The organism is Methylobacterium sp. J-118, from assembly GCF_057836565.1.
In genome coordinates this window covers 4615741-4631552 of the sequence record NZ_JBYQFA010000001.1, presented here as the reverse complement: position 1 = coordinate 4631552, position 15812 = coordinate 4615741, and the positions used below count along the sequence as shown (strand labels likewise).

The 15812-nt window shown below is 71.1% G+C and carries 13 protein-coding genes; 5 read left to right on the top strand and 8 right to left on the bottom strand.

Annotation, left to right across the window (positions count from 1 at the left end; genetic code table 11):
- Positions 1–31: 31 nt before the first annotated feature.
- The 8 genes from AC3IF3_RS22650 to AC3IF3_RS22615 form a co-directional block, all read right to left on the bottom strand.
- On the bottom strand, positions 32–1204 hold the full coding sequence (locus tag AC3IF3_RS22650; protein ID WP_489230394.1) for a CaiB/BaiF CoA transferase family protein: 1173 nt from the start codon (positions 1202–1204) through the stop codon (positions 32–34).
- Between the two features lie 43 nt (positions 1205–1247).
- On the bottom strand, positions 1248–2036 hold the full coding sequence (locus AC3IF3_RS22645; RefSeq protein ID WP_489230393.1) for an enoyl-CoA hydratase: 789 nt from the start codon (positions 2034–2036) through the stop codon (positions 1248–1250).
- Positions 2037–2085: 49 nt separating this feature from the next.
- Complete coding sequence (locus tag AC3IF3_RS22640; protein ID WP_489218318.1) at positions 2086–3426, bottom strand: MFS transporter; 1341 nt, start codon at positions 3424–3426, stop codon at positions 2086–2088.
- Between the two features lie 14 nt (positions 3427–3440).
- Positions 3441–4784, bottom strand: coding sequence for an MFS transporter (locus tag AC3IF3_RS22635; RefSeq protein ID WP_489230391.1), 1344 nt, complete (start codon positions 4782–4784; stop codon positions 3441–3443).
- Between the two features lie 70 nt (positions 4785–4854).
- Entirely contained in the window at positions 4855–6237 is a 1383-nt protein-coding gene (locus AC3IF3_RS22630) for an MmgE/PrpD family protein (protein WP_243966130.1), read from the bottom strand.
- Positions 6238–6248: 11 nt separating this feature from the next.
- Positions 6249–7052 carry a class II aldolase/adducin family protein gene (locus AC3IF3_RS22625; RefSeq protein WP_243966104.1) on the bottom strand — a complete coding sequence of 268 codons (804 nt, stop codon included), beginning with the start codon at positions 7050–7052 and terminating at the stop codon, positions 6249–6251.
- Between the two features lie 92 nt (positions 7053–7144).
- Positions 7145–7930, bottom strand: a complete 786-nt coding sequence (locus AC3IF3_RS22620) for an IclR family transcriptional regulator (protein ID WP_243966113.1) — start codon at positions 7928–7930, stop codon at positions 7145–7147.
- A gap of 128 nt (positions 7931–8058) precedes the next feature.
- Complete coding sequence (locus AC3IF3_RS22615) at positions 8059–8952, bottom strand: amidohydrolase family protein (RefSeq protein ID WP_489230390.1); 894 nt, start codon at positions 8950–8952, stop codon at positions 8059–8061.
- Positions 8953–9291: 339 nt separating this feature from the next.
- On the opposite strand from AC3IF3_RS22615, the gene AC3IF3_RS22610 reads away from it, so the two are divergent.
- From AC3IF3_RS22610 to AC3IF3_RS22590, 5 genes are all read left to right on the top strand, one after another.
- A complete protein-coding gene (locus AC3IF3_RS22610) occupies positions 9292–10548 on the top strand; it encodes an alpha-hydroxy acid oxidase (protein ID WP_489230389.1) in 1257 nt (418 codons plus the stop codon).
- Positions 10549–10570: 22 nt separating this feature from the next.
- The gene (locus tag AC3IF3_RS22605) at positions 10571–11554 is read left to right on the top strand and encodes a 2-hydroxyacid dehydrogenase (protein ID WP_489230388.1); all 984 of its coding nucleotides are present in this window, start codon (positions 10571–10573) and stop codon (positions 11552–11554) included.
- 58 nt (positions 11555–11612) lie between these two features.
- A complete protein-coding gene (locus tag AC3IF3_RS22600) occupies positions 11613–13070 on the top strand; it encodes an MmgE/PrpD family protein (RefSeq protein ID WP_489230387.1) in 1458 nt (485 codons plus the stop codon).
- A gap of 70 nt (positions 13071–13140) precedes the next feature.
- Positions 13141–14643, top strand: coding sequence for an MmgE/PrpD family protein (locus AC3IF3_RS22595; RefSeq protein WP_489230386.1), 1503 nt, complete (start codon positions 13141–13143; stop codon positions 14641–14643).
- A gap of 113 nt (positions 14644–14756) precedes the next feature.
- A complete protein-coding gene (locus AC3IF3_RS22590; protein WP_489230385.1) occupies positions 14757–15653 on the top strand; it encodes a LysR family transcriptional regulator in 897 nt (298 codons plus the stop codon).
- Positions 15654–15812 lie beyond the last annotated feature (159 nt).

Below are 15812 nucleotides of genomic sequence, written 5' to 3'. Positions count from 1 at the left end.
CGCCCGGTCTCGAGGCCGGGCTCGCAACCCTTCAGATCACCCGCTTCTCCCGCAGCTCCGCCACGGCGCCCGCGTCGAAGCCGAGATCACCGAGGATCGCGTCGGTCTGCGCACCGAGATCGGGGGCAGGCGTGCGTACCTGCCCGTGCGAGCGGGACATCCGGATCGGTTGCGCGACCAGGCCCAGCCGTCCGAGGCGCGGGTGCTCCACCGTCTCGGCCATGGTGAGGTGCTGGACCTGCGGGTCGGCGAAGACCTGATCCATCGTATAGACCGGCCCGCAGGCGACCTCGGCCGCGTTGAGGGCCTCGACCCAGTGGACGGCTGTTCGCGTGCGCGTCACCGCGGCGATCGCCGCCGCGAGGGCGTGGCGGTTCCGGCTGCGCGACGGCTGGTCGGCGAAGCGCGGGTCCTCGGCCCATTCGGGATGGCCGAGCACGCCGCACAGGCGCCGCCACATGGCCTCGCCGATCGGCGCGATGTTCACGTGCCCGTCGGCGGCCGGGAAGGCGCCCATGGGGCTGGCCGTCGGGTGCTGGTTGCCGATCTGGGGCGGGACCTCGTGGTCCATGGTCCAACGCGCCGCCTGGAAGTCGAGCAGCGCGATCTGCGCCTGCAGGAGTGAGGTCTGGACCCATTGCCCCTGGCCCGACTGCTCCCGCTCCAGGAGCGCCGTCAGGATCCCGAGGGCGCAGTACAGGCCGGCGCTCGAATCGGCCACCGCGATGCCGGCCCGCACCGGCCCCCCGCCGGCCTCCCCGGTGATCGACATCAGCCCGCCCATCCCTTGCGCGATCTGATCGAGGCCGGGGCGCATGCGGTAGGGGCCGTCCTGCCCGTAGCCGGAGATGCTGGCGTAGACGAGCCGGGGGTTCTCCGCCGCCAGCGCCGCGTAGCCGATGCCGAGGCGGTCCTTCACGTCCGGCCGGAAATTCTCGACGAGCACGTCGGCCGAGTGCGCGAGCCGCTTCAGCACCGCGACACCCTCGGGCTGCTTGAGGTCGAGGGTGAGGCTGCGCTTGTTGCGGTGCAGGTTCTGGAAGTCGGACCCGTCGCGGTTGCCGCCGATCCGGTCGCCCCCGGGCGGCTCGATCTTGATGACGTCGGCGCCCCAATCGGCGAGCTGGCGCACCGCCGTCGGGCCCGAGCGCACGCGGGTGAGATCCAGCACCGTGAAGCGGCTCAGCGCGGTGGCAGAGGGCATGGGCGTCTCCCGGTTTCGCGTGGCGTGGCAGGTCGGGGGCCGCTCAGCGGCCCTTGAAGTTCGGCGGCCGCTTCTCGCGGAAGGCGATCGGGCCCTCCCGGTAATCCTCGCTGGCGAAGCAGGCCTTGATCGCCCGGTCGATGGCGGCGAGGGCGTCCGGGCCGGGCTCGGTGGCGGCCGCGTCGATGGCGAGCTTCGCGGCCGCGATGGTCAGCGGCGCGTTGGCGGCGACGCGGGCGCAATAGGCGCGGACCTCCTCTTCGAGCGCGTCCTTGGCGACGACCCGGTTGATGAGCCCCATACCCAGCGCCTCGGAGGTCTCGAACTGGCGCGCCGAGTAGAAGATGTCCTTGGCCCGCGACGGGCCGACCACGTCGACCAGGCGGCGCATGCCGGCGTATCGGTAGCCGAGGCCGAGCTTGGCCGCCGGGATCGCGAACCGCGTGCCCTCGGCGGCGAAGCGCAGGTCGCAGGCCAGCGCGAGGCCGAGCCCGCCGCCGATGCAGTAGCCGCGGATCATGGCGAGGGTCGGCTTGGGACAGGTCTGGATCACCGCGGTCGCCGCGTCCGCGGCGGCGTTGTAGGCCGCCTGGGCCTCCCCCGAGCCGCGTTTCGTCTCGAACTCGGAAATGTCGGCTCCGGACACGAACGCCTTCTCGCCCGCCCCCTTCAGCGCCAGGATCCGGATATCCGGATCCTCCGTGAGGCCGGCGACCGCTTCGGGCACGCCGCTCCACATCTCGAAGGTCATGGCGTTGTGCTTGGCGGCATTGCTGAAGGTCAGCCAGCCGATCGGGCCGTCCCGCTGCACGATGAGTTGGGGGTCTGCCATGGGCTATCCTCTGTCGGCTGGGAGGGGTCGACGCCGCGCGCGCTGTCGGTCACGAGCCCCACGTGGCGGTGGGCTCGCTCTCCACGCGCTCCGAATCGAGGCTCGCCGTGCCGCCCTCCTTGAGGAAAAGCGTCGTGACGAGCGTGCAGGCGATGCAGGCACTGACGTAGTAGAAGAACAAACTCTCGTGGCCGAGATGCTTGAACCACAGGCCGACATACTCGGCGCTCCCGCCAAAGAGCGATGTCGCCAGGGTATAAGGAAGACCGACGCCGAGGACACGCACGCTCGTCGGGAAGAGTTCCGCCTTCACCACCGAGTTGACCGAGGTGTAGCCGGACACGATGACCAGGGCGATCATCAGCAGGATGAACGCCGACCACGGATCGTGCACCCCCGTCATCGCGCTCATGAGCGGCACGGTGCCGAGGGTGCCGAGCACGCCGAAGGCGAGGAGCAGGGGCTTGCGCCCGATCCGGTCCGACAGCGCACCGAGCACCGGCTGCAGCAGGGCGAAGATCAGCAGCGTCGCGCAGGAGACGAGCGTGGTCTGGTCCCGCGTCAGCCCTGCCGAGTTCGACAGGAAGCGGTGCATGTAGACGGTGTAGGTGAAGAACGCGACGGTGCCGCCGACGGTCATGCCCGCCACGAGAACCAGCGCGCGCGGATGGGCGAGGAGGCGCAGCGTCGGCCGCTCCGCCGTGCCCCGCCGCTGGAGCGCCTTGAACTGGTCCGTCTCGTCGATGTTCCGGCGCAGGGCGTAGCCGACGACCGCGCAGGCGGCGCCGATGGCGAACGGGATGCGCCAGCCCCAGGCGGCGATCTGCTCGGCGCTCAGCAGCGCTCGCATCACGACCAGCAGGAAGGTCGCGAGCAGCTGTCCGGAGATCAGCGTCACGTAGTTGAAGCTGCTGAAGAAGCCGCGGCGGCGGGCATCCGCGATCTCCGTCAGGTAGACCGAGCTCGCCCCGTATTCGCCGCCCAGGGACAGACCCTGCAGCATGCGCGCGAGCAGGAGCGCCGCTGGCGCCAGGATCCCAGCCTGCGCGTAGGTCGGGCAGACCGCGATCAGCAGTGAGCCCCCACACATCAGCGTCACGCACAGACTCAGCGCGGTACGTCGCCCGTGCCGGTCGGCGTAGATTCCGAAGATCCAGCTTCCGAGGGGCCGCAGCAGGAAGCCCAGGGCGAAGATCCCGGCCGCGTTGAGGAGCTGCACGTTCGGCGAGTCGCCGGGGAAGAATTGCGGCGCGAAGTAGAGGGAGAACGCCGTGTAGATGTGGAGGTCGAACCACTCGATCAGGTTGCCCACGGAGCCACCGAGAATCGAGGCGACGCGGCGATGGAGGGTGGGTCTCCCGGTCCCGAAGGCGGTGTCCGTGGCGAGCATCGCGGTCCCTCCCGTTATCGCGGCGCAGCGGCGGTGAGGCGCCGCTCGAAGGCGGGGGCGAGCAGGGCCTGCACGCCGCCCAGGAAGGCGACCGCGGCCAGGAACAGGAGGCCGTAGGAGAATTGGCCGGTCGCGTCCTTGATCCAGCCGACGAGGTAGGGGGGCAGGAAGCCGGAGAGGTTGCCGAGCGCGGTCACCATGGCGATCGAGCCGGCCGCCGCCGGCCCCGGGAAACGCTCCGTGTAGAGTGCCAGCGAGGGGCCCTTCAGCCCGTAGATCCCGATCATCACCACGCAGATCGCCGCGAACTGCGCCAGCGGCTCGGCGAGCCAGACCGAGACGGCGAGGCCGGCAGCGACCAGGAAGGTCATGGCGGCGGTCGGCACGATCCGGTCCGCGTGCCGGTCCGACCACCAACCGCCCAAAACCATCGCCAGCGTTCCGAACGCGTAGGGGATCGCGGTCACGAAGCCGGTTTGGGCATTGGTCAGGCCGGCGGACTTGATGATCTGCGGCAGCCACAGGCTCAGGCCGTAGCTCGCCGTCGTGACGTCGAAGAACAGCAGGGCGTAGAACAGCACCCTCGGATCGCGGATCGTCGCCCAGATGCTCGGCGCCGCGTGCGCGCGGGCGGGCTCGGCGGCCAGAGCCGTCCGCAGCCAGTCCCGCTGCTCGCGGCTGAGCCACGCGGCCTTCTCGGGATGATCTGTCAGGACGAAGAGCAGCAGCACGCCGAGGAACACCGCGGGCAGCCCTTCGAGGATGTACATCCACTGCCAGCCTGACAGGCCGAGCCACCCGTCGAGCCCGAGCAGGAGCCCGGAGATCGGCGCGCCGACGAGGCTCGAGACCGCCATGCCCACCAGCATGAGGCCGATGCAGCGGGCCCGGTACGCCTTCGGGTACCAGAGCGCGGCGAACAGGAGCAGGCCGGGGAAGAACCCGGCCTCCGCGACGCCGAGCAGGAACCGGGCGACGCAGAACGAGACGGGCCCGGTCACCAGCGCCATCCCGGCCGAGACGAAGCCCCAGGTGATCATGATGCGGGCGAGCCAGAGGCGCGCGCCGACCCGGCCCATCATCACGTTGCTCGGGTACTCGAACAGGAAGTAGCCGAGGAAAAAGATGCCCGCGCCCCAGCCGTAAGTCGTGGCGCTGAGGCCGAGGTCCTTGTTGGCCGTCAGCGCCGCGAAGCCGACATTCACCCGGTCGATGAACGAGACCATATAGGCCACGACGAGGATCGGCATGAACCTCCGGTTGATCCGGCGGATCGTGGCACTCTCCAGGTCCATCTCCCGAGCCAGCCGCGTGCCATCGTGTGTGGCGAGGCCGACGGGGATTGCCCGCGTGTCCATGCGCTGTCCTCCCTGGAGGCCGCCGGCCGATCTTGCGGCTCTGGCGGGTGTGTTGGTGCGGCCCGGCCGCCTAGTCCGGTACCGGCGGACCGACCCCGAGCCGCGCCACCGCCTCGGCCGACGCCGTGTCGAGGGTGCGCAGGGACGCGAGCAGATCGGCCGCCGCCGCTGCGCCGACCGCGGGCGCGGCGAGTTCGCGGAACTTGTCGGCGAGCTCGTCGTCGGTGAGCGGCGCGTCCGGGTCACCCTTGCGGGTCGGCTGCCGCTGCGTGAGGCGGCGCCCGTCCGTCAGCGCGACCGTCACGACGGCCGAGCGCCGGGCCGGGAACGCCCCCTCGCTCTCAGGGTCGACGACCATCTCCACGCGCCGCATCAACGCCTGGACCCGTGGATCGGCGAGACGCTCCGGGCTGAACGCATCCAGCCGCACGCTGCCGTGCACGAGGGCGCTCGCCACGGTGAAGGGCGTCGAGAACCGCCCCTCGAAGGGCGTCGCGACCGCGCGCCGGTCGGTGACGTCGAGGGCCGTCCGGTAGGTCCCGACCGTAATGTCCGCGATGGCGTCGAGGTCGAGATCCGGTCGCAGCACCAGGGCGGCGTCGATGGCCGCGAAGGCGTGGCCGCAGCAGCCGTGGTTCTTGAAGGTCATGGCGCAGATGTTGTAGCGGCGCCCCAGCTCATCGACGGCGTGGTCCCACGCGGCGCCCCGGCTCATCGCCGCCCCGAACCCGGCCTCCCCCTCCAGCACGTCCAGGGCGCCGGTGACGCCGCGGCCGGCCGCTAGGGCGGCCAGCGCCCCGGCCTCCGCGGCGTGACCGGCATGCAGCGGCTTCGACATGGCGTCCGAGCGGAAGGCCTGCTGCAGCCCGGCCGCCATGGTGGCGGCGGTGGCCAGCGCGTGGGCGGTGCGACCGGCATCGAGGCCGAGCAGGCTGGCGGTTGCGGCGGCCGCCCCGAACGTGCCGATCGTCCCGGTCGTGTGCCAGTAGCGGTAATGCGACGGCTGCACGGCGACGCCGATGCGCGTCGAGACCTCGTAGCCGACAACGATGGCCCGCAGCAGCGCCGCACCGTCCGCGCCCAGGGTCTGCGCGGCGGCGAGCGCCGCGCCGATCACCGGACAACCCGGATGGTAGATCGCATCGCGGAAGATGTCGTCGAACTCGACGATGTGGGAGGCGGTGGCGTTGATCAGCGCCGCCGTCCGCAGGGGCGCCCGGAGCCCGGTGCCGTAGACCACCGCGCGGCCGCCACCCGCCGCACCCCCGAACTCGTCGGCGAGCGCCGCGGCCAGCAGCGTCGCGGGTGGGAGGCGCGCGCCCGGCAGGAGTGCGGCGAACCAGTCGATCAGGGCGCGCTTGGCGTGGTGCAGCACGGTCTCCGGCAGCGGGTGCGCCCGCTCGGAGGCCGCGTAGGCCGCCAGCACCTCGATCACCGTGCCCGGGTGAGCCATGGTCACGGCGGTCAATCCCGGTAGGTCGGGTCGATCCGGTCGAGCTTGCGCAGGAGCGCCGGCCATTCGAGGACGCCGAACGGGCGGCGCACCTCGGGCCGGTAGAGGTGGTTGGTTTTGGCGATGACGTCGTCGGAGGGCAGGACCAGATCGGTGCTCGCCGCCATCGCCATCAGCTGCGCCTTGCAGGCCAGTTCCGCCCGGTAGATGTTGCTGAAGGCCTGCGGCACGGTCGGCCCGACCACCAGCAGGCCGTGGTTGCGCAGGATCATCAGATCCGCGTCGCCGAGGTCGTCCACGAGGCGCTTCTGCTCGTCGAGATCGACCGCCACGCCCTCGTAATCGTGGTAGGCGACCGTCGAGAAGCGCATCGCCGTCTGGGTCATCGGCAGGAGGCCGCACTTCATGGCGGAGATCGCCATGCCGGCCGGCGTGTGCGTGTGGATGACGCAATCGACCGCGTGCCGGGCCCGGTGGACCGCGCTGTGGATCACGAAGCCGGCACGGTTCACGCCATAGTCGAAGTCGGGCTTGTCGACGATGTTGCCGTCGAAATCGATCTTCACGAGGTTCGAGGCGGAGATCTCCTCGTAGAGCAGCCCGTAGGCATTGATCAGGAAATGCTCCGGCTCACCGGGGACGCGCACCGAGATGTGGTTCGCGATCATGTCGGTCATGTCCCAGAGGGCGACCAGCCGGTAGCAGGCCGCGAGGTTGATCCGCGCCTCCCACTCCTCCGGCGAGACCCGATCACGCATCGAGGGCAGATCGAGATCGTAGCGCTTCCCCCGAAGCTCGGCGATGCCGCTCGTCATCCGTCTCCTCCCGTCTTCGGCGCCGGCGCAGGCCACAGGGGTCCCGAAGCACCGGCGCGTCTTGACCGGAGGGTCGCTCAACTCCGAAAAATTTACAACCGTGAATTTTTCAGATCTGCGACCGGCGGGCCGACGATGCCGCGCAGGCCCGCGAGGATGCGCGCCCGGTTGGGTTCCAGGCGCGACAGGGGGCCGGCGACTCCGAGGACCGTGGCACGCCCGTCGGCCATCTTCGGCGCTAGCACCGCCATGGTCCCGGCGCCCTCGGTGACCTGATTGGCCGACCACGCGTAGCCGGCGGCGCGGACTGCCTGGAGGCCGTCCCAGAAGGCGTCGAGGTCGAGGGTCACGCCGCCGCGCCGGTCGAGCTGACGCACGAGGCGGGCGATCGCGTCGCGGGACTGGTGCGCCAGCAGCATTCGGCCGGCGGCTGTGGAGTGGATCGGCCGGAACGTGCCGGGATGCAGGTGGTAGCGCAGGAGGTGGCGAGCCTGGACGACGTGGATGTACTGGACGTGGAGGTCGTTCTGCATGCCGAGCACGACCGTTTCGCCGGTCGCCTCCTGCAGCGCCTCCATCAGCCGGATCAGCACCCCGTCGCGGAAGACGCAGGCCTGCACCCAGGCGCCCAGCATGGCGACCCGCATGGTCGGGCTGTAGGTGCGCCGCTCGAAATCGTACGAGAGGTAGTCGAGGGCGAGCAGGCTCTTGAGCAGGGCCAGGGTGCTGGAGGCCGGGTAGCCCAGGGCCCCCGCGATCTCGGTGAGCGATTGCGGGCATTGGACACGGTCGAAATGCTCCAGCACCTCGACCACCCGGCGCGCCGACTTCACGGCCGCGCCCTGCGACTCGGTCGGGACGTCCGCGCGCACCGTCACGGCGCCAGCACCGCACGAACGATATTCACATCCATGAAACACATGACCCGCATCGGTCCGGCTGGCCCGCCTCTTCGTCTGACCGGTCGGTGATACCGGAAGGCGGAGGGCGCCGGTAGCGCGGAGACTCACGGGAATCCGTAGAGCGCGGCCGGGTTGTCCACCAGGATGCGATGCAGGGCGCTGTCGTCCGTCCAGCGCCGGAGCGTCCGCAGCAGATCCGCGTCGGACGGGACGCCGTGGTCGCTCGCGCCGCCGAAGTAGTTGATGTGCGGCCAGTCGCTGCCCCAGACGAGGCGCTCCGGATTGGCCGCGATGAGTGCGGCGGCGAAGGGATCGACATCGCCGTAGGGCGGACCGGCTTCGGTGAGGCGGTCGGCACCCGAGATCTTGGTCCAGGCCGTGCCGTCCGCCACCAGCCGGCAGAGCAGCGCGAAGCCCGGATCAGCGACGCCCCGCGCCGTACTCATACGGCCCATATGATCGATCACCACCGGCATGCCGCAGGCTGTCAGGCTCGGCCAGAGCTCGGGCAGGTCCGGTGCGTGCAGCCACGCCTGGAGGTGCCATCCCCGCGCCCGCAACCGGGGCGCGAGCGTCCGCAGGGCGTCCAGCCCCATGCCGTTGCGGTAAACCTGGCGTCCGTTGCGGCGGAACAGGTTGACGCGTACGCCGCGCACGCCCGCCTCCGTCATGGCGTCGAGGTCGGCCTCGCCGACGCCTTCGGACAGGACCGCGACGCCGCGCAGCCGGTCCGGAGCCACCGCGAGCGCGTCCAGCATGGCGCGGTTGTCGTCGCCGTAGGCACTGGCGGTAACGATCACGCATCGGGCGAGGCCCATCGCGTCGAGCTGGCGCACCAGGGCGGCGCCGTCATTCTCCGGGGGCGTGTAGCTGCGGTCTTCCGCGAGGGGGGAGCGCGCATAGGGCCCGAAGACGTGGGTATGGCTGTCGCAGGCACCGTCAGGGAGCGCGAAGCCCGGGGGCTCGGGCGCCTCCGGAGGTAGGCAGTCGCGGCTCATCGGCATCCTCCGGCTCGTATCCGGTGCCCGTGATGGCCTGCTGCGGATTCGATCGCAATGCACAGATATGAAATAGTTCGATGCCGGCCCCGTACCGTTCAAGGATCAGATCTCAGGGTTCGCCAAGCCGCTCGTCAGTCCCAAGGAACGCTGGTTCGGTCCTCTCAGAGGGCGATGCGATCGGTCGTGCTCCGGCATCCGCCGCGTGCCTCGATCTGTGTCGCCCGTCGATGCCTATGGACAGCGAGCATCCAATCTTACACACTTGTGAAAGATACGGGCGTAACCCCGCCGCCCCCCGGTGCGGGGACGTCCAGCCCATCACCGGAATGGAGAGCGATGGCGTCAGGCGCCAAGAGACTGGCCGGCCATGCCGAGGCTGTCCCCGGAACGGCGGCGACCGAGACCGCCGCGGGGACGCGCCGGCCCGGCAAGCCGATCGCGCTGGCCCTGGCCGATTACGAGGCGGCGGCGCGGCGGCATCTGCCGCGGCCGGTCTTCGGCTACATCGCGGGCGCCGCGGAGACCAATGCCGCGATCGACGACAACCGGCAGGCGTTGCGCGAAGTTGGGTTTGTGCCGCGCGTGCTGGTCGGGGTCGGCGCGCGCACGACCGCCGCCACACTGTTCGGCCGGGACTATGCCGCGCCGTTCGGCATCGCCCCGATGGGCCTGAGCGCCCTGGCCGCCTATCGCGGGGACATCGCGCTGGCCGCGGCCGCGCGGGCGGCCCGGTTGCCGATGATCATGAGCGCGTCCTCGCTCATCCGCATGGAGGACGTGATCCCCCACAATCCGGAGGCGTGGTTCCAGGCCTACCTGCCCGGCGAGCCCGACCGGATCGTGGCTCTGATCGACCGGATCGCGGCCGCGGGCTTCAGCACGCTTGTGGTGACCGTCGACACCGTGATCTCCGGCAACCGCGAGAACATCACCCGCACCGGTTTCTCGACCCCGCTCCGGCCGAGCCTGCGGCTCGCCCTCGACGGGCTCCTGCGCCCGCGCTGGACCGTCGGCACGTTCCTGCGCACGCTGGCGTGCCACGGCATGCCGCATTTCGAGAATTCCCACGCGGCGCGGGGGGCGCCGATCCTGTCCGCCTCGGTGCTGCGGGATTTCGGCAACCGGGATCACCTGTGCTGGGATCACCTGCGGCTGGTGCGGGATCGCTGGCGCGGCCGGCTGGTCGTCAAGGGGATCATGGCGGCGGCCGACGCGGTCGCGGCCCGGGATCTCGGCGCCGACGGGGTGATCCTGTCGAACCACGGCGGCCGGCAGCTCGACGGGACGGTGTCGCCCCTGCGCACCCTGCCGGCGACGGTGGCTGCACTCGGCGGCACGATCCCGGTGATGATCGACAGCGGCTTCCGCCGCGGCACCGACGTGCTGAAGGCACTGGCGCTGGGCGCGTCTTTCGTCTTCGTCGGGCGGCCCTTCCTGTACGCCGCGTCCCTGGGCGGCAGCCCCGAGGTCGAAGGCGCGATCGCGATCCTGAAGGACGAGGTCGGGCGCAACATGGGCCTGCTCGGCGTGAACGCCCTGTCCGAACTCGGGCCTGACCGCCTGCACCGGATTCCGGCCGCGGCGAACACTTGACCCCTGCGAGGAAGGAGCGTGCATGAGCGATGAGGCGTCGCGGTCCGGCGGAGCGGGCGGGCCCAAGCCGGACGTGCTTCTGGCGATCGACCTCGCGCCCTTCGCCCTCGACCGGCTGCGGGCGCACTTCACCGTGCATCAGGCCCTCACGCCCGACGCCCGCGCAGAGGTCGCCGCGCGGGCCGGCGAGCGCGTCCGGGCGATCGTGACCAATGGCACGACGCTGATCCCGGCCGCCCTGATCGCGGCCCTGCCGAATCTCGGCATCATCTGCGCCCAGGGCGTTGGCTACGAGGGCGTCGACCTCGCGGCGGCCCGCGCGCGCGGGATCGTGGTCACGCACGGCACCGGCACCAACGCGGATTGCGTGGCCGACCACGCGCTCGCCCTGTTCCTGGCGGTGCTGCGCGACATCCCGCGCTTCGACGCCGCCGTGCGGGCGGGCCGCTGGCGGGAGGGCGGCACGGCCCGACCGGGCGCGCACGGGAAGCGCGCCGGCATCCTGGGGCTCGGCGGGATCGGGGGCCGGATCGCCAGGCGCTGCGCCGGCTTCGACATGGCGGTGCGCTACCACAACCGCCGGCCTGTCCCGGACGTCCCGTGGGACTACGCGCCGAGCCTCAGCGACCTCTGCGCCTGGGCGGACGTCCTGTTCGTGGCGCTGCCGGGCGGGGCTGCGACCCGCCACTGCGTCGGGGGCGCGGCCCTCGACGCGCTCGGGCCGGCCGGCTTCCTCGTCAATGTCGGGCGCGGCTCCGTGGTGGACACCGACGCCCTGGTCGAGGCCCTCGGTGCCGGCCGCCTCGCCGGCGCGGGGCTCGACGTGATCGAGGGCGAGCCCGTGGTGCCGGCGGCCCTGCGCGCCCTGCCCAACATCGTGCTGTCGCCCCATATCGCCGGCCGCTCGCCCGAGACCATGGAGGCGACGATCGGGCAGGTCGTCGGCAACCTCGCCGCCTTCTTTTCGGGCGCGGCCGTGCTCTCGCCGATCCCCGACCGCGCCTGAACCCCCCCCCCCGCTCCACCCGCCGTCCGGAGAACCGATGTCACACCGAGGCCACCTGATGGGACCGAGTCGCCGGGCCCTGCTGCAAGGCGCCGGTACCCTGCTGGGGACCGTGCCGCTGCGCGCCTCCGCGGCCGAAGGCACTGCCGGTGGGACCGTCAGCCCAATCATGGCCAAGCTCAGCGCCTATATGGGCGCGGCCGGAGACCGGGCGCTCCCGGACGCGGTCGTCGAGACGGCCAAGCACCACATCCTCGATACCTTCGCCGCCATGGTGTCGGGCTCCGGACTCCTACCGGCCAAGGCCGCCTACGGCTTCGCGGCCTCCTACGGCGGCTCCGGTGATGCGACGCTCGTCGCCTCCAGGGCCACGGCCGATCCGCTGGTGGCGGCCCTGGTCAACGGCATGCTGGCGCATTCGGACGAGACCGATGACTCGAACGAGTTCTCGCAGTCGCATCCGGGCGCGCCGATCGTGCCGGCGGCGCTGGCCGCCGCCGAGAAGTTCGGGATCGACGGCACGCGCTTCCTGCGCGCCGTGACGCTGGGCTACGACGTCGGCCCGCGGGTCACCCTCAGCTTCGACGCGATCCCGTTCCGCAACACCAGCCACAAAAGCACCCACGCCATCGCGGGCGCCTTCGGGGCCGCGGCGGCCGCCGCCTGCGCCGCCGGGTTCGACGCGCAGCAGATGCGCTGGGTCCTCGACTACGCGGCCCAGCAATCCTCCGGCATCGGCGCCTGGACCCGCGACACGCAGCACATCGAGAAGTCCTTCGTGTTCGCCGGCATGCCCGCGCGCAGCGGCCTCACCGCGGCGCTGATGGTGAAGGCGGGATGCACCGGCCTCGACGACATCTTCTCCGGACCGGACAATTACTTCCTGGCCTACGCGCCCGATGCCCGCCTGGACGCGCTGACGGCGGAGCTGGGCGAGCGCTACGAGATCGCCCGTACCAACATCAAGAAGTGGACGGTGGGCTCCCCGATCCAGGCGCCGCTGGATGCCCTGAGCAACATCCTGCAGCGCCGGTCCGTCGACGCCGAAGCCATCGAATCGGTCACCGTCCGCGTGGCCCATACCGAGGCGCGGGTCGTCGACAACCGCGACATGCCCGATATCTGCCTCCAGCACATGGTGGCGATCATGCTGCTCGACGGGACGGCCTCGTTCCAGGCGGCGCACGACAGGGACCGCATGGCCGATCCGACCGTGCTGCGGATGCGCGCCAAGGTCCGGCTGATCCCGAGCGACGCGCTGGAACGCCTCGAACCGGCCCGCGCCGCCATCGTGGAGATCGCGTTGAACGACGGGACAGTCCTGTCCGACAAAGTGCTGGCCGTCCGCGGCACGGCCGACAACCCGATGCCGCGCGCGGAGGTGGTCGCCAAGTGCCGCGACCTGATGGCGCCGGTCCTCGGCGCGGACAGGACGTCCCGGCTGATCGACGCCGTCCTAGCGATCGAGACGGTCGGGACCATGCGCGACGTCGCGGGCCTGCTGCGCCTGAGCTGAGCGAACTCGGGGACGCGTCGGAGACGGTGCGTCCCGCGCCACGCGACGAGACCCGAGCCGGGAGGATCCGATGATGACGTTGAGCCGCAAGCGATTTCTGTCCGGTCTGGCGGCGCTCGGCGCCGGGATGAGCCTCCTGCCCGGCGCGCGCCGACGCGCCTTCGCCGCGGATGCGCCGGCCGGCACCGCCGGGGTGACGGCGGAGATGGCCGCCTTCGTGGTCGCGGCCCGCTACGAGGACCTGCCGCCAGAACTCATCGCGCTCGGGAAGCAACACATCCTCGACGCGTTCGGCCTCGCCATCGCCGGCGAGAAGGCCGAGACCGGTCCGATCGTGCGCCGCTACCTCGCCGATCTCGGCGTGCTGAACGGTCCCTCCACCGTGCTCGGCACGACCCTGCAGGCCGCCCCGCGCTTCGCCGCCTTCGCCAACGGCGTCGCCATCCACGCCGACGATTTCGACGATACGCAACTCGCCGTCGCGAAGGACCGCGTCTACGGCCTGCTGACCCATCCCACGGTGCCGACCCTGCCGCCCGCCCTGGCGCTGTCAGAGGCCCTGAACAAGTCCGGCCGCGACTTCATGCTGGCCTATCATCTCGGCGTCGAGGTCGCCACGAAGCTCGCCGAGGCGATCGCGCCCCGCTCCTACGAGGGCGGCTTCCACTCCACCAGCATGTGCGGGGTGTTCGGCGCGGCGGCGGCCGCGGGGAAGCTGCGCGGCCTCGACGCCAAGCAGCTGCGCAACGCCTTCGGGGTGGCCGGCGCCGAGGCCGGCGGCCTGCGGGAGAATTTCGGCACGATGACCAAGCCGTTCCAGGCCGGCCATGCCGCCGAGGCGGGCATCGTGGCGACCGACCTCGCGGCCCTGGGCTGGACGGCGGCCGAGGACATCCTGGAGGCCAAGCGCGGCTTCTTCGCCGCCTTCGGGGGCGGCTGGGATCCCGGGGCGATCGTCGGCCGCCTGGGTCGGCCGTGGTCGCTGCGCTCGCCCGGCGTGTCGATCAAGCCCTATCCCTCGGGCTCGCTCACGCACCCCGCCATGGACGTGATGGCGGAGCTCATCGCGCAGCACGGCATCCGGGCGCAGGATGTGGCGCAGGTCCGGGTCGGCACCAACCGGCAGATGCTCAACACGCTGATCCATCACCAGCCGAGGACGGGCCTGCAGGCCAAGTTCAGCATGGAGTACTGCATGGCCGTGCTGCTGGTGCTCGGCAAGGCGGGTCTCGGGCAGTTCCAGGACGACGTGGTCAACCGGCCGGAGCTGCAGGCCATGGTCGAGCGGGTCGATTTCTACAACAACCCGGACGCCGACGCGGCCGGCGCCGACAAGATGCGCAGCTACGTCGAGGTCCGACTGACGGACGGGCGCTCGGTCTCGGGTCAGGGCGACTTCGCCCGCGGCAGCCCGGAGAAGCCGATGAGCTTCGACGACACCGTGGCCAAGTTCGAGGGCTGCGCCGACTTCGCCGGGCTGCCGCGCGAGCGGGCCGGGCGGATCGTGTCAACCGTCCGGAACCTGGAGGCGGTCCCCGACATGCGCGTGGTCCTCACGAGCCTCTTCGCCTGAGCCTCGGCGGCATCCGCGGCCTCGCCTCGCAGTCGGCTGGCAGCGGGCCGATCCGTAGCGGCGGCCTCTCCGTCCGTGCGAGTGCTGGCGCCGCGTTTCGACGGCGAGGGGTGATGGAGCGGATCGACTTCCTGGGCCTGCAGGCCTTCCTCAGCATCGCCAACTGGGGCAGCTTCAACCGGGCCGCGGCCAGCCTCAGCCTGTCGCAGGCGGCCTTGAGCCACCGCCTGAAGAAGCTGGAGGACGAACTCGGCGTCAGGCTGGTCGCCCGGACGACGCGGCAGGTGACGCTGACGCCCGCCGGCGTCGAGCTCCTGCCGAGCGTGCAGCGCATCGTCGACGAGCTGTCCCAGATCTTCGGGACGCTGCGGCGTCAGGGCCGCGAGAGCCAGGACGTCGTCCGGTTCGGCTGCCTACCGACGATCGCCGGGCACCACCTGCCCGTCATCCTGCAGGGGTTCAGCGCCGCTCACCCGGGCGTGCTGGTGCGTGTCCTCGATCAGTCGGCCACCGCGATCATCGAGCGCGTGCGGGCGGGCGAGGCCGAATTCGGCATCACCATCATGTCGGCCCAGCACTACGACCTCGATATCACCCCGATCCACCAGGAAGCCTTCGTGCTGGTGTGCCGGGCCGATCACGCGCTCGCCGACGCGAAGGTGGTGACGTGGTCCGCGCTGGACCGGGAGATCCTGATCAAGATCGGGGAGCAGACCGGCAACAACCTGCTCATCGCGGCGGGGCTGGGCGGACGCTACGCGGACGTGACCTGGGCCTACGAGGTGCACCGCGTCGCCACCGCCATCGGCATGGTCCGCGGGGGCCTGGGTGTGACCGTCGTGCCGCGCCTGGCCTTTCAGGCCGCCGACGAGGCAAAGATCGTCGCCGTGCCGCTCCGGGCGCCGAGCATCGCGCGGACGATCGGCATCGTGACGCGCCGCCATCACACCCTGTCAGCGGTGGCGGAGAGCCTGGCCCGGATGATCCAGGCCTACTTCAACGCGCTCTGACCGCGCAGCCTCCCGGCAGAACCGGGTGGCGGGGCATCGCGCCGGACCGTTCCGAACCGGCAGGTATTATTCGATCACGTGCATCAATAGCTTCAATCTAATCATTTGTTTGCTCGGGCGGGGGGCGCTAGCGCTGCATGCACAATAGTGCGCGCGAGG

Coding starts and splice junctions, on each gene's coding strand:
- AC3IF3_RS22650 (WP_489230394.1), bottom strand. CDS start 1,204: ATGCCCTCTGCCACCGCGCTGAGCCGCTTCACGGTGCTGGATCTCACC.
- AC3IF3_RS22645 (WP_489230393.1), bottom strand. CDS start 2,036: ATGGCAGACCCCCAACTCATCGTGCAGCGGGACGGCCCGATCGGCTGG.
- AC3IF3_RS22640 (WP_489218318.1), bottom strand. CDS start 3,426: ATGCTCGCCACGGACACCGCCTTCGGGACCGGGAGACCCACCCTCCAT.
- AC3IF3_RS22635 (WP_489230391.1), bottom strand. CDS start 4,784: ATGGACACGCGGGCAATCCCCGTCGGCCTCGCCACACACGATGGCACG.
- AC3IF3_RS22630 (WP_243966130.1), bottom strand. CDS start 6,237: ATGGCTCACCCGGGCACGGTGATCGAGGTGCTGGCGGCCTACGCGGCC.
- AC3IF3_RS22625 (WP_243966104.1), bottom strand. CDS start 7,052: ATGACGAGCGGCATCGCCGAGCTTCGGGGGAAGCGCTACGATCTCGAT.
- AC3IF3_RS22615 (WP_489230390.1), bottom strand. CDS start 8,952: ATGAGCCGCGACTGCCTACCTCCGGAGGCGCCCGAGCCCCCGGGCTTC.
- AC3IF3_RS22610 (WP_489230389.1), top strand. CDS start 9,292: ATGGCGTCAGGCGCCAAGAGACTGGCCGGCCATGCCGAGGCTGTCCCC.
- AC3IF3_RS22605 (WP_489230388.1), top strand. CDS start 10,571: ATGAGCGATGAGGCGTCGCGGTCCGGCGGAGCGGGCGGGCCCAAGCCG.
- AC3IF3_RS22600 (WP_489230387.1), top strand. CDS start 11,613: ATGGGACCGAGTCGCCGGGCCCTGCTGCAAGGCGCCGGTACCCTGCTG.
- AC3IF3_RS22595 (WP_489230386.1), top strand. CDS start 13,141: ATGATGACGTTGAGCCGCAAGCGATTTCTGTCCGGTCTGGCGGCGCTC.
- AC3IF3_RS22590 (WP_489230385.1), top strand. CDS start 14,757: ATGGAGCGGATCGACTTCCTGGGCCTGCAGGCCTTCCTCAGCATCGCC.